The organism is Beijerinckia mobilis (genome assembly GCF_000745425.1).
Lineage (GTDB): Bacteria > Pseudomonadota > Alphaproteobacteria > Rhizobiales > Beijerinckiaceae > Beijerinckia > Beijerinckia mobilis.
This window is the reverse complement of record NZ_JQJH01000005.1, coordinates 131,567-144,715: the sequence shown is the minus strand read 5'-3', so window position 1 is coordinate 144,715 and position 13,149 is coordinate 131,567. Positions and strand designations below refer to the sequence as shown.

Sequence of the window (13,149 nt, the reverse complement as noted above, 5' to 3'; positions counted from 1 at the left end):
TATCGCCAATATCGTTCCTGTCATATCATCGTGACAGGTCAGTGTTTCATGAGCATATCCTCCGCACCGCAAGATCAAATCCCCTCTCGTGCACAGGGCAAAGCTCCGGAACGCATCGATTTCCAGGAACGTCTCGATTTCCGAGAACGCCTGGATTTCATGGAGATCGACGCGGAGACGATAGCCACCTTGCGGGCCATGCGTCCGGTGGTGGAGGCTGGGCTCGGTCCGCTCCTCGCCCATTTCTACGAGAAAGTGGCTTCCATCCCGCAGATGCGCCAATTCTTTCACGACAAGCGGCATATGGATCACGCCCGCCAGAAACAGATGGAGCATTGGCGGCTGCTCTTCGAGGCGAATTTCACCGCCGATTACGAACAGGCGGTCCTGACGGTTGGACGCACCCATGCGCGGTTGGGCCTTGAGCCGCGCTGGTATCTTGGCGCCTACGCACTGATCGGCGCCGGGCTCGCGGAAAGCCTGCTCGCACCCTATTGGCCAAAACTGCTGCCCGGATCGCAAAAGCAGATGAAGAGCGCCGCATCGAGCCTCGGCACGCTTTGGAAGGCGCTCCTGCTCGATATGGAACTCTCCGTTTCCGCCTATCTGGAAGCGACGGAGGCAGAGCGGCGCAAGGCCGAAGCCAAGAGGCGCGCACTCGAGGAGCAGCAGCACCATGCCATCAAACTGCTCGGAGCCGCACTGGCGCGCCTTGCACAGGGCGACCTCGTTTCCCGCCTCGATGATAACATCGGGGCCGATTTCCACGCTCTGCGGCAGGATTTCAATGATACGGTCGGAAAAGTGCACCAGATCCTGACCGCCATGGGACAGGCCACCGACAGTATACGCGGCGGCACCGATGAAATGGCGCGCAGCGCCGATGAACTCGCGCGGCGCACCGAGCAGCAGGCCGCCAATCTCCAGGAAACCGCGGCGACGCTCGACAAAATCACCCGCGGCACGGCGGAAGCCGCCACCCGGGCGCATGAAGCCTCGGCGATCGCCGCTTCCACGCGCGATGAAGCGGTGCAATCAGGCCGCATCGTCGCCGAGGCCACCAATGCCATGAGCGCCATCGAGACCTCCTCGCAACAGATTTCCCATATTATCGGGGTCATCGACGAGATCGCATTGCAGACCAACCTGCTTGCCCTCAATGCCGGGGTCGAGGCGGCCCGCGCCGGAGAAACCGGCAAGGGTTTCGCCGTCATCGCCTCCGAGGTCCGGGCGCTGGCGCAACGCTCCGCCGATGCAGCCAAGGAGATCAAGGCGCTGATCCGCACCAGCGAGGCCGAGGTCACAGTGGGCGTCGAACGCGTCGGCAATGCGGGACAGGCTCTCGAACGCATCATTGCCCGCGCCGAGGAAATCGACGGTTTCGTCGCCGAAATCGCCGAATCGACCCGGCAGCAGGCCTCAGGCCTCGCCGAGATCAACAGCGCAATCACCCAGCTCGATCAGATCACCCAGCAGAATGCCGCGATGGTGGAACAATCCACCGCCATGACACATCTTCTGGCCGATGAAACCTCCGATCTCGCGCGGCTGATGGAGATGTTCCAGCTCGAACGTGCCGCATCGGAACCATATGTCCGGAAACGGGTCGCGGAAGAACAGCCGGAAATCACCCCTCTGGCCGCAGTCGCGTGAGGAACATCCCGCGCTGCTATACCGGAATTCCGGATAGATGAGCGTTCACGTCAGGCTGGCGCAGAAACGCTGGATGCGATGGCACGCCTCTTCCAGTACCTGCGTCGAGGTAGCATAGGAAATGCGGAAATTCGGTCCCTGGCCGAAGGCCGAGCCATGCACCACGGCGACGCCTTCCGCATCGAGGAGGGCGGAAACGAAATCGGCGTCATTTTCGATGACCTTCCCCTCCTGTGTCTTCTTGCCGATAGCCGCGGCGCAGGAGGGATAGACGTAGAAGGCGCCCTCGGGCACGGGACATTTCAGATAGGCTGCCTGGTTCAGCATCGAAACGACGAGATCACGCCTCTCCTCGAAAATCCGGCGCCGCTCGGCAATGAAATCCTGCGGACCCGTGAGCGCCTCGACGGCCGCCCATTGCGCGATCGAGCAGGCCCCCGACGTCTGCTGTCCCTGCAGCATGTCCATGGCCTTGATGAGCTTTTCCGGGCCGGCGGCATAGCCGATACGCCAGCCGGTCATGGAATAGGCCTTCGACACGCCATTCATCGTCAAAGTGCGATCGATGAGTTCCGGCTCTACCTCGGCCGGGGTGACGAAAGTAAAATCACCATAGATCAGATGTTCATAGATATCGTCGGTCAGGACATACACTTGAGGGTGGCACAACAACACATCCGTCAGCGCCTTCATCTCCGCATGCGTGTAGGCCGCCCCGGAGGGATTGGAGGGTGAATTGATCAGGAGCCATTTGGTTCTTGGCGTGATGGCGCGCTCCAGATCCTCCGGCTGCAATTTGAACCCCTGTTCGATCCGCGTCTCCACGAAGACCGGCGTGCCACCGGCAATCGCCACCATATCCGGATAGGAGACCCAATAGGGCGCCGGAATGATGACCTCGTCTCCCGGATTGACGGTCGCGAGAAAGGCATTGAACAGAATATGTTTGCCACCAGTCGCGACAATGGTTTGCGACGGCTTGTAGTCGAGATGGTTCTCACGCTTGAATTTCTGCACGATCGCCTCGCGCAGGGGTATGATGCCGGCGACGGGCGTATATTTGGTATCGCCGCGCTCGATCGCGCGGATCGCCGCCTGCTTGATATTGTCAGGCGTATCGAAATCGGGTTCGCCGACCGAAAGCGAAATGACGTCGCGTCCTGCATTTCTGAGATCGCGCGCCTTTTGCGTCACGACGATCGTCGCGGAAGGTTTTACGCGCAAAAGGGCATCGGAAAGGAAGGACATGGCAATTCTCTGGCTGGCGATTTTCTGAAAGCTGGGAAACGGCTTCCGCCTATATAGAATCCGGGCCCGGCAAGAAATAGCCGGGATAGGCCCCTGCATGGGCTGTCCGGCCGAGGTGCCCGACACAGGCGGACCTTTGCCCGATCTCGACCCCGCCCGCAATGCCTGATGAATGGCCGTACAATCGTCCCCTCCCTCCGCCGATCGATCCAAGGATCCGCTTATGCACAGGGTGAGGCCGGATTTTAGGAAGGTGTAAACCCTAGCGCCAGGAAGCGATGGACCGCAACCGTGCTTCCTGTTTGATGGCAAGCGCGCGGGGCGCTTTCAAGCAGTCGATTCCAGAGGAACCGGCAGATCCCCGCGCCGGCAGGAAGGAAGGACGCGATCGCCAAAGGGATCCGTCGGGGGAGAAACAGACTATGTCCAGCGGGGACCATTCGCATTCACGGCACGAAACAGGATTTCTGCCAGCCATCCCGCCCCGCGTCGCCAGGCGCCAGTTTCAGATATCGGTGGCGCTCGTCGTGGTAATGGCAATCGGCGTTTATGGCCTCATAGCCTCGGTCAATGTGCCCCATAAACCCGTTCTCCTGCGCGCCCATATGACTTTGCCGATGGGGACGATGAGCCCGGTAAAAGCCTCCGGCATGGCAGCGAATGCGCCGCGGCAGCAATCACCGGTCCAGCAAGCGGCCGAGAGCATTGAAACAAAGATTCCGCAAGCGATTCTGGCCAGCAGCCGAACGGATTGACGGCGCACCACTTGCCAATGGCATGAAACAGGCCTGCCTTCCATGCGAAAGCGGCCGCCTTTGACTGGCGGCCGCGAAAGTGGAAGACGGGAGAGAAAGTAAACGATCAGCCGGCGTTCTTGCGCTTGACGGCATCGTCCCAGGTCACTTCCTGGAAGTCAGAAACCGCATCATATTTCAGGCCGACATCGGCGAGCGCGTCGAGCTTGGCGGCGGTGTCGAATTTCTTGAGCTTCACTTTGTCGACATAAGTAATGTCGATCAATTCATTATAGACGGACGTATCGTCGATGAAGATGGTGAAGAATTTGATGTCGCCGATCGGAAAATAAAACCGCGCGCCACGCGGCAAATCGGCCACATAAATGATGTTCACGCTGTTAGCGTCGAGCGCCGGACCGAAGGTCTCGACGAGTTTCGGTAAAGTCTCGAATTCCTTGATGGAACCCGACAGAAAACCGATCGCCGGCTTGCCGGCTTCCGATACCGCGAAAACTTCCTTCAGGATCGTATCGGCATCATCATAGGAAATATCACCGCGAAAACCGAAGCGGCCGTCGACATGGGTGTCGCCTTTCAGGGTCGGCTTCAGCAACCGGCCTTCAGCTTCCAGCTTGGCGAATGGGGTGTCTTTGACGTCCGTCATTGGGAAAATCTCGATTCCGTTTGAGTGAAATGGACATTGGCCGAAAAACTCAAACGCTCGAGAGATGAGCGCGCCGGGGCCAGGATCAAGGAAGAAAGCGAGGAAGAATACGCAAGATCCGGCAAGGCGCGACAAACCCGTTTCAGAACAGGCCTATTTCACAATGATCGAAACTTCCCTCGTTGACCTCCGACCCTCTTGGGCGTTCCAAACAATGCTAGCGGCACGATAGAGGGGATCGGCTCCTGCGGCAATCGCAAATCGTCACACCTTGAAAGCTTCGCCCTTGTGGGCGCGATTGAGCGAAACCGTGACGATGAAATCGATCATTGGCGCCGTGGTTCGTTTACGCGAGACGATCGCGCCCGGATCGAGCGCATATTCGGAAAGAACGGTCTTGATCTGCGCAAGCGTCAGTCCGGCCAGTTTTTCGCGCAAAACCGCCTCCCCTTCCCTCGCCAGTTCGATCGGATCGAGCACGGCCTTTTCCTTTTTCGCCCGCACAGCCTTCTTTGGTTTTACCTCGGGTTTTACTTCGATCTTTTCCCCGCCGGGATGCGCGGAGGCGATGATCGCCTGAAGGTCCTTCACAAGCTTCGGGTCCGCCAGCACACGCTCGATGAATTGCAGGCCGACTTTCTGGGCGCGCTCCGGATCCTCGGCGATCCATTGGACGAAGAGATACCAGGCCGCCGGCAGGGTTTCAGAGAGATGCATCGAATTGCCTTGCCCGATTGAGAAACTCATTGCCGATCAGCATCAAGGATGGCCCATTACCATCGCTATCACCATATTTCTTGAGGAAAGTGCGTTTCGCGGGATTAAACTCTCCGGCAGCGGCGGTCTGGTTCGACTGCCGCAGAAAGCCCTCGAAGACCGGCAGATCGCCCCATTTTTCCAGCTCCACTTTCTTGGCTCGATGCACCGAGGAGGCACTTTGATATTTGGAGAGGACGAGGCCGAGCGGCGGGAGGTGACGGCCGATCCTTTCCGCGAATCGATGGATTCGCTGCACTATCTGGGGAATGCCATAGGTCGAGAGATGATCCGGCACCGTCGGAATCAGATAGGCATGAGACAGGTAAAGTCCGTTTTGCGGCAGCGTGCCGAGATTCGGCGGGCAATCGATCAGGACGACGTCATAAGCAGCGAGATAGGGTCCGACCACCCGGCTCAAAAGCCCGACGGGCAAATCGAAAACCAGTTCCTGCTCATCCTTGGCGATCCGCGTCAGCACGGCGGCATTGTCCATGCCGAATGCGGGGATCGGCGGCGGCGAGGGATTCTGCCAGGCAGGCAGATAGGAGGATTGGGAAGGCTCGAAACGGCGCACCGCAAGCACTTCTTGCATGTCCATCATGTCGAGGCTCGCCGGCAGAAGATCGACCATCTCCGCGCCCTTGACGTTGGAGACGTTCCTTTGAAGCGTCGCCATATAATCGAAACGCGGCGCACGTCCGGTGATCGCATCAGAAAACAGGCAGGCGAGCGTCCTGTCGCTCCTGTCGAGGTCGATCCAGCGTTCCTCACCAAGGAGCATGATCGAGGCATTGGTCTGCGGATCGAGATCAATGATGAGGACTTTTTGATTATAGACGCAGGCAAGCGTTTCGGCGAGCGCGACCGTTGTCGTCGTCTTGCCGACGCCACCCTTGAGATTGATGATGGAAGCGACGAAAGTCATTCGAATCAGCCGAGTAAATTTCTTCCATATAATTTTTCTATATTTCGTTAAGGAAGACAATATTGCCGATAGGAGCAGGCGTTTCTCACCTCCACCTACTCCGCTATCCGCACTCAAAGCGCCCGGTCGAACGACCTTGTGCGCTTGAGAAATTCAGCGCCAATCAGGAGAAGGCTTGCCGCATTGCCTTCGGGCTCGGCTCCATATTTCTGCCGAAACGTGCGCTTTTCCGGAACGAATTCGGCCATGGCGGCAATACGGTTCGATTGCTTCATCATCGCCTCGAAGACCGGCGGATCGGCGATCTTTTCGAGCCTCGCCTGCTGAGCCCTGTGAACGCTCGAACTTTGCTGGACCTTCGTCAGAACGATGCCCATCGGCGGGAGGTGACGGCCAATCCGCTCGGAGAAGCGGCGGATCCGTTCCATGATCTGCGGAATGCCATAGGTGGAGAGATGATCCGGAACGGTCGGGATCAGATAGGCATCGGACAGGAAAAGCCCATTCAGCGGAATGACGCCAAGGCTTGGCGGACAATCGATGATGACGACATCATAGGCGGCGATATGGTCGCCGATCGCCGTTTTGAGGAGGCCGATGGGAAGATCCGGCGCATTGGCCACGCTGTGATCCTGGTCACGGGCATCTGTCCCGGCATCGCCATTCGAGGACCGGATGGGCCAGACCAAATCTGGCCAGTCAAAGAAGAAGCTGCGCATCATCTCGAATGGATCGAGCCACGAAAGGCCACCAATGTGACGCGCCGCGAGAATATCCTGCACATCGATCATGTCGAGACTCGCGGGCAGGAGATCCACGGTCTCCGCGCCCGAGACATTGGAGACATTGCTCTGCAGGGTCGCAGCAAAATCGAACCGTGCCAAACCTGTTTCGACAGCATCCTGAAACAGACGCGCAAGCGTGTGACCGGCACGGTTCAGGCGGGCCCAACGCTCCTCGCCAATGAACATGATCGTCGCATTGGTCTGCGGATCGAGGTCGATGACAAGGACCTTCTTGTTGAAGGCGCAGGCGAGCGTTTCGGCGAGCGCCACCGTCGTCGTCGTTTTGCCGACGCCGCCCTTGAGATTGATGGTTGAAACGACGAAAGTCATCTGGCTTTGCTGTCCGTCTCCCACAGCATGGTTGAGGCATTTCAACGTCGAAGGCAATGCGCTGCCTACACGCTTCGCCACCTTTGGCTTACCGTCCACAATTAAAGGGTCCAGGCCTATGCCAGGATAGTCTTGCAACTCTCTGCCAATGGTCCGATAAGTCGATTTCCCCGTCTGGACCACGCCTTGTGCCGGAAACAAGGAATAGGTACGAATCGGCGCAGAATTTTCGATCGAAATGACGCGCTCCGGTTCCGGAATTACTTGCAACGGTGTTCTTTCAACACCCTTTGTCGTTGCCTCCCTGTTATTGTCCTGGAGACTTCTTGCAGTTTCACACATTCCGGATCGGGCAGCGATGAAGCCGTGCCTTGATCAAACGGAATGGAAATCTCCGGGCGCGGCCTCTCTTTCTGGCATAAGGCTCGCGAAAACACGGACAGTCTTCAACGTCACAACGGAAGGAGCCTGAGATGCTTTCCACCATCAAAGCCGAATGGGCACCCAACGTCACCCGCGAACTTTTGTGCGGCCTGCTCGTCGCTCTGGCGCTGATTCCCGAGGCCATCGGCTTTTCGATCGTCGCCGGTGTCGACCCGAAAATCGGTCTCTATGCGTCTTTTTCCATTGCCGTCGTCACCGCCTTTTTCGGCGGACGCCCGGCGATGATTTCCGCCGCCACGGCTTCCACCGCCGTCTTGATGACGCCGCTGGTGCGCGAGCACGGCCTCGCCTTTCTCTTTGCCGCGACCATTCTTATGGGGGTCATTCAGATCGTCGCCGGACTTCTCCGCGCGGGTCTCCTGATGCGCTTCGTTTCGCGCTCGGTGATGACAGGCTTCGTCAATGCGCTCGCTATCCTGATCTTCATGGCGCAATGGCCGCAATTCGTCGGCGCCGGCTGGCAGACCTATGCCATGGTCGCCGTCGGCCTCGGCATCATCTATCTGTTTCCTTATGTAACCAAAGCGGTTCCCTCGGCACTCGTCGCCATCATCCTGCTCACCGCGTTTTCGATGATCACCGGCGCCGAGGTCCGTAAGGTCGGCGATATGGGCGATCTGCCGAGTGCCCTGCCCTTCTTCTCCATCCCGGACGTGCCCCTGTCGCTCGACACCTTCCGCATCATCCTGCCCTACGCACTCGCCATGGCGGCGGTCGGCCTGCTCGAATCCCTGCTGACGGCGACTATTGTCGATGATCTGACCGACAGCGCCAGCAACAAGAGCCGGGAATGTTTCGGCCAGGGGATCGCCAATTGCGTCACCGGATTTCTTGGCGCCATGGGCGGTTGTGCGATGATCGGCCAATCAGTCATCAACGTCACAGGCGGGGCACGCGGGCGTCTTTCCACTTTTGCCGCTGGCTGCCTGCTGCTGTTCCTGATCGTCGTCCTCGGCAATTTCGTGCGACAGATCCCGATGCCGGCCCTTGTCGCGGTGATGATCATGGTCTCGATCAGCACCTTCAACTGGTCCTCACTGCGCAATCTCACGCATCATCCGTTGACATCCAATATTGTGATGTTGGCCACCGTCGTAGTCGTCGTAGCGACACGCGATCTCGCCCAGGGCGTATTGATCGGCGTTTTGCTCAGCGGCATTTTCTTCGCCGCCAAGGTCGCCCGCCTGTTCCGGGTCGAAAAGCAACTGTCGCCGGATGGCCAAGCCGTCACTTATCTCATCTACGGCCAGGTGTTCTTCGCCTCTTCCGGCGCCTTCATCGAGGCTTTCGATTTCTTCAATGCGCCAACGAGCGTCGTGATCGATCTTCGCCACGCGCATTTCTGGGATGTCACCGCGATCGGCGCGCTCGATCAGGTCGTCGAGAAATTGCAGCGGCACGGCGCCAGCGTCAAAATCATCGGTCTCAATGAGGCAAGCGCCACGCTCGTCGAAAAATATGGGCTGAATATTCCCGCGCCAGAATGATTGCGGTCCCGGATCATCGTTGGTCGCAAACGGATGGGAGAGAGAAAGAACCGGACAAAGGCGCACATATCATTAAGCGCCCATTTACTCTCTTCAGCGACCATAAAGAGAGGGCAATTGGTTCGGACGAAGCCCCGTGCCGGGAATGACTCCTCACAATGGGTTCCAATGCCAATGCGCACGGGTCACGCGTTCGACGTGTCCCGAAGATGAGGTTGCATGTCCCCCACGATCCTGATCGCCGATGATGACCCGGTCCAGCGCCGTCAGCTTGAAAGCCATTTGCGGCGGTTCGGCTATGCGGTGGAATGCGTCGACGACGGCGGCGCGGTGCTGGAACGTCTCTTTGCAAGCACCCTCCGCGCGCCCGATCTTCTGATCCTCGACCTCGTGATGCCTGGAGTCGACGGCCTCGCCGTGCTGAACCGCATCCACGAGGAGGGAATGGATCTTCCCGTCATCGTCGAAACCGCCAATGGAGCGATCGACATGGTCGTCACCGCCATGCGTGCCGGCGCCCGCGACTTCATCGTCAAGCCGGTCGCCGCCGAGCGGCTGCAGGTCTCGATCAGCAATGCGTTGCATACCGGAATGCTGATGAGCGAAATCCGCCGCATGAACCATCATGCGGCGGGCATTTTGTCTTTCAGGGATCTCATCGCCGGCGGCGAGGCGATGGAAAGAGTGATCCGCCTTGGCGAACGCGCAGCGAAATCGACCATTCCCGTCCTGCTCGAGGGGGAGTTGGGCGTCGGCAAGGATGTCGTGGCGCGCGCCATCCAGGGTACTTCCGAACGGCGCGGCAAACCCTTCGTGACCGTCAATTGCGCCACCCTGAGCGCAGCTGTCCTTGATGGTCTCCTGTTCGGTCAGGACCGGAATGCCTGCCAGCAGGAGAAACCGGGAAACGAGAAACAGCCCGGCAAATTTGCCGAAGCCAGTGGCGGTACATTGTTTCTCGACGAGATCAGCGCCTTGCCGCCAGCGCTTCAGATCAAGCTCCTGCGCGTCCTGCAGGAGGGAGAAATCGAGCCCATTGGTGCAAAGCGGCCGGTCAAGGTCGATGTCAGGCTGATCACGGCAACCAGCCGCAATCTGATCGAGGAAGTCAAGCGCGGCCGGTTCCGGGAAGATCTCTATTATCGCCTGAACGTCTTTCCGATCCACGTGCCGCCGCTGCGGACGCGGCGGGAGGATATCCCCGATCTTGCTCGCAGCTTCGCGCTGCGTTTCGCCGCCGAGGAAGGCAAAATAGTGCGAGGCCTGTCGCCCGAGGCGGAAGCGCTGCTTTGCGCCTATGACTGGCCAGGCAATGTGCGCCAGCTCGAAAATGCCGTCTTCCGCGCCGTCGTCCTCGCCGAAAGCGATGAATTGACCGTCGCCGAATTTCCCCAGATCGCGGCTCATGTAGAGGGTTGTGCCATCAGCGTGCCACCGGCCCCGCTTCCGGTCGCGCTGCAGCCGGCGCGCGAGACGGAATTCGTGCCAGTCGAATTGCGCGATCCCAATGTCCTGCGCCTTCTCGACGAGGAAGGCGAGGTCCAGCCACTCGAACGGCTCGAGGCCGAGATTATCCGCTTTTCACTGCTCCATTATCGCGGCCAGATGTCGGCCATGGCCCGCAAGCTGGGGATTGGCCGCTCCACCCTTTATCGCAAGCTGAAGGAATATGGCCTGCAGTCCGGCAGCGAAGAAAGTTCCGCGCCCGAGGCAATGAACCGGGCCGAAGCCGCCGCGTGAGCCCCCGCTTTCCACGGCCCTTGCCTCGCCGGGTCAGGACACAGTTTTCTTGAGTTCTTGTTGCGGAATGCTCCCGGAGAAGGCGGCTGGGAAGGCGTAACCGGCGTGTCGAGATCGCGGTAGTCCCGGGAACGGTCTTTTGTCTTGCGGAACCGCCGCCGCGAGGTTCAATTCGGTAATCACGGTTCGTTTATTTCAAGATGGTCCCGATATCGGCAAGCTGCACCGGATGATAGTGTGGCGCAGCCGCCGCAGCGGAACCTCGATATTTGACAGAATGTGAGAGGGACGAAGATGACGCCGCCTGTGAAGAGCAAAAGCCGCACATCACGGCCGCGCCCTCTCGCCATGCTGCTGATCGCCGGGCTTGGCACCTCCTCCTCGAGCCTTGTAATATGCACCGGATCGGCTCTCGCCGATCCGACTTCAGCGGAATCGGCCTCTGCCAAAATATCTGCGGAATCTTCCGGGCCGACGAGCGAGCCGAGGACGGTTTCCTCTCCGGAAAAGCCTCGCGCCGATGTGCCAATGATCCAAGCTGGCCGGCATAGCGGCACAGATGATCCGTCGCCACTCTTGTCCCGTAGAGGAGAGCAGACGCAAGGCGCAACCGCTCCAGACCCATCCCCGGAGAAACCGGAAGGCGCTGCGAGCGACGCAAAAGCCGCGAAAGACGCGCAAACCATCGAGCCTGCTCCCGCCACGACTGCAAATAATACAGCGCCCGCCTCCCCTGAGGCCGCGCTGAGTACTCTCCTCGCCGAGCGGGGCGCGTCCAGCCGCTCATTGGAACAAAAACGCGAGAGCGAGGCGATTGCCGCCTTTTATGCGGCGCGTGATTTCAAGCTGCTGTGGATCAGCGACGGCGCCGCGACGGAAGCGGCGCGCAACGTGATCCCGCGACTGGCTGCCGCCGGTGAGGACGGACTCGACACGAGCATAAGGCCGCCGTCTCTGCCATCCGCCGAAACATTGCTCGATCCCGCCAGGCAGGCGGTCTTCGATCTCGCCCTTTCCGAAGCTGTTCTCGCCTATGGCCGCCAGGCGAGCGGCGCCCGCATCGATCCACACAGGATCAGCCGTCTGATCGGGTCCCGGCCGGATGTCGCCGATCCTTCCTTCATTCTCGCCAGCGTCGCCTCGGCGAGTGCCGATTCGGGCTCCCGGCTGCGCGGATTCAATCCTCAACACCCGGGCTATATTGCCTTGCGCGACAAGCTCGTCGCGATCCGGCGCGACCATCAGCCTTCGGCCAATCGGCTGATGCCACGCGGCCCGGTGCTCAAGGTTGGGATGCGTGATCCGAGGGTGGCCCTGATCCGCGCAAAGCTCAGCCTCGATGGAAGGCTTGATTCCGATTCCCCTGATTCCGGCCCCCTCGGCGGCAAACGCGGCAAGGCAGAAATCTACGATACGGAAGTGGCCATGGCCGTCGCCGATTTTCAGCGCGCCAACGGCCTGCCGGCCTCCGGCCAGTTCACGCCGCAGACCAGCGCCATCCTGCTGCGGCCGCGCCTGCCGGCCGGGAGCTATTCACCGCAACTCGAGCGTGAACTCGTCACCAATATGGAATTCTGGCGCTGGATGCCGCGCGATCTCGGCCATGACCGTATCGAAGTGAATGTGCCTGATTTCGAGGTGGTGCTCATCCGCGACGATATCGAAGTGGCCCGTCACCGGGTCGTCGTCGGCAAGACCGAGACGCCGACGCCGATCTTCTCGCATGTCATGCAGTTCCTGATCGTCAATCCCTATTGGAATGTACCGCCGTCGATCCTGAAGAAGGAAATGCTGCCGAAACTGGCCAATGATCCGAATTACCTGCACAGGCTCGGCTATGAGGTGTTCAAGAAGAATGGGCGCCTCGTCGTGCGTCAGCCCCCCGGCGAACGCAATGCGCTCGGACGCATCAAATTCATGTTCCCCAATGATTATGCCGTCTATCTCCACGATACGCCGTCACGGCGTTATTTCGAGGAAGATAAACGCAGCTTCAGCCATGGTTGCGTGCGGATCGATGATCCTTATCAATTCGCCGAACAGGTGCTGGGGCCGAAATGGAGCGAGAAACGCATCACCGGCCTGTTCGGCAAAAAGGAACGCTATATCAATCTGCCGAAGCCGCTGCCGATCCATATCGAATATTTCACAGCCTCCGTCGACCCGTTCGGGCATGTCTCCCTGCGCGATGACATCTATGGCTATGCGCATGAGGTGAGCACGGCGCTCGGCCTCCAGGATTAGCTATTTTTGGCGGGATAAAAGCCCCCTTTCCCCCGCCGCTCCTTACCCGCATCGCACCGGCCATCGACTTGCGCGTCGCCCGCGGCAAGCGATGAGAGCCAAGGCTGGATCGCGTTGAGTCAGGCCCGTGCAA

Annotated in this window: 10 protein-coding genes; 5 read left to right on the top strand and 5 right to left on the bottom strand. The window is 59.5% G+C overall.

Going from position 1 to position 13,149, the window contains the following annotated elements; translation table 11 throughout:
• Positions 1–48 precede the first annotated feature (48 nt).
• A complete protein-coding gene (locus DL88_RS07415; RefSeq protein WP_084705040.1) occupies positions 49–1,653 on the top strand; it encodes a globin-coupled sensor protein in 1,605 nt (534 codons plus the stop codon).
• A gap of 45 nt (positions 1,654–1,698) precedes the next feature.
• On the opposite strand, the gene DL88_RS07410 is transcribed toward DL88_RS07415, so the two are convergent.
• Positions 1,699–2,901, bottom strand: a complete 1,203-nt coding sequence (locus DL88_RS07410; protein WP_034994118.1) for a pyridoxal phosphate-dependent aminotransferase — start codon at positions 2,899–2,901, stop codon at positions 1,699–1,701.
• A 422-nt stretch (positions 2,902–3,323) separates the two neighbouring features.
• Here DL88_RS07410 and DL88_RS07405 point away from each other — a divergent pair, with 422 nt between their 5' ends.
• Positions 3,324–3,656, top strand: coding sequence for a hypothetical protein (locus DL88_RS07405; protein ID WP_156970984.1), 333 nt, complete (start codon positions 3,324–3,326; stop codon positions 3,654–3,656).
• A gap of 106 nt (positions 3,657–3,762) precedes the next feature.
• Here the strand turns inward: DL88_RS07405 and DL88_RS07400 are convergent, their stop codons facing one another.
• The 4 genes from DL88_RS07400 to DL88_RS20935 form a co-directional block, all read right to left on the bottom strand.
• Positions 3,763–4,302 carry a hypothetical protein gene (locus DL88_RS07400; protein WP_034994113.1) on the bottom strand — a complete coding sequence of 180 codons (540 nt, stop codon included), beginning with the start codon at positions 4,300–4,302 and terminating at the stop codon, positions 3,763–3,765.
• A gap of 264 nt (positions 4,303–4,566) precedes the next feature.
• Complete coding sequence (locus DL88_RS07395; protein ID WP_084705039.1) at positions 4,567–5,019, bottom strand: hypothetical protein; 453 nt, start codon at positions 5,017–5,019, stop codon at positions 4,567–4,569.
• Positions 5,006–5,986 carry a ParA family protein gene (locus DL88_RS07390; protein WP_034994111.1) on the bottom strand — a complete coding sequence of 327 codons (981 nt, stop codon included), beginning with the start codon at positions 5,984–5,986 and terminating at the stop codon, positions 5,006–5,008. The genes DL88_RS07395 and DL88_RS07390 overlap by 14 nt, the downstream gene beginning before the upstream one ends.
• Before the next feature lie 113 nt (positions 5,987–6,099).
• Positions 6,100–7,101 (bottom strand): ParA family protein, encoded by a 1,002-nt coding sequence (locus DL88_RS20935; protein WP_034994323.1) that lies wholly within the window; start codon positions 7,099–7,101, stop codon positions 6,100–6,102.
• Between the two features lie 473 nt (positions 7,102–7,574).
• Here DL88_RS20935 and DL88_RS07380 point away from each other — a divergent pair, with 473 nt between their 5' ends.
• The 3 genes from DL88_RS07380 (at position 7,575) to DL88_RS20780 (ending at position 13,016) form a co-directional block, all read left to right on the top strand.
• Positions 7,575–9,032 carry a SulP family inorganic anion transporter gene (locus DL88_RS07380; RefSeq protein WP_034994108.1) on the top strand — a complete coding sequence of 486 codons (1,458 nt, stop codon included), beginning with the start codon at positions 7,575–7,577 and terminating at the stop codon, positions 9,030–9,032.
• Positions 9,033–9,251: 219 nt separating this feature from the next.
• Complete coding sequence (locus DL88_RS07375) at positions 9,252–10,772, top strand: sigma-54-dependent transcriptional regulator (RefSeq protein ID WP_034994105.1); 1,521 nt, start codon at positions 9,252–9,254, stop codon at positions 10,770–10,772.
• Between the two features lie 294 nt (positions 10,773–11,066).
• Positions 11,067–13,016 (top strand): L,D-transpeptidase family protein, encoded by a 1,950-nt coding sequence (locus DL88_RS20780; protein WP_051955700.1) that lies wholly within the window; start codon positions 11,067–11,069, stop codon positions 13,014–13,016.
• Positions 13,017–13,149 lie beyond the last annotated feature (133 nt).

Bases quoted from the DNA above. Each gene is read 5' to 3' on its own strand.
- DL88_RS07415 (WP_084705040.1), top strand. From the start codon at position 49: ATGAGCATATCCTCCGCACCGCAAGATCAAATCCCCTCTCGTGCACAG.
- DL88_RS07410 (WP_034994118.1), bottom strand. From the start codon at position 2,901: ATGTCCTTCCTTTCCGATGCCCTTTTGCGCGTAAAACCTTCCGCGACG.
- DL88_RS07405 (WP_156970984.1), top strand. From the start codon at position 3,324: ATGTCCAGCGGGGACCATTCGCATTCACGGCACGAAACAGGATTTCTG.
- DL88_RS07400 (WP_034994113.1), bottom strand. From the start codon at position 4,302: ATGACGGACGTCAAAGACACCCCATTCGCCAAGCTGGAAGCTGAAGGC.
- DL88_RS07395 (WP_084705039.1), bottom strand. From the start codon at position 5,019: ATGCATCTCTCTGAAACCCTGCCGGCGGCCTGGTATCTCTTCGTCCAA.
- DL88_RS07390 (WP_034994111.1), bottom strand. From the start codon at position 5,986: ATGACTTTCGTCGCTTCCATCATCAATCTCAAGGGTGGCGTCGGCAAG.
- DL88_RS20935 (WP_034994323.1), bottom strand. From the start codon at position 7,101: ATGACTTTCGTCGTTTCAACCATCAATCTCAAGGGCGGCGTCGGCAAA.
- DL88_RS07380 (WP_034994108.1), top strand. From the start codon at position 7,575: ATGCTTTCCACCATCAAAGCCGAATGGGCACCCAACGTCACCCGCGAA.
- DL88_RS07375 (WP_034994105.1), top strand. From the start codon at position 9,252: ATGTCCCCCACGATCCTGATCGCCGATGATGACCCGGTCCAGCGCCGT.
- DL88_RS20780 (WP_051955700.1), top strand. From the start codon at position 11,067: ATGACGCCGCCTGTGAAGAGCAAAAGCCGCACATCACGGCCGCGCCCT.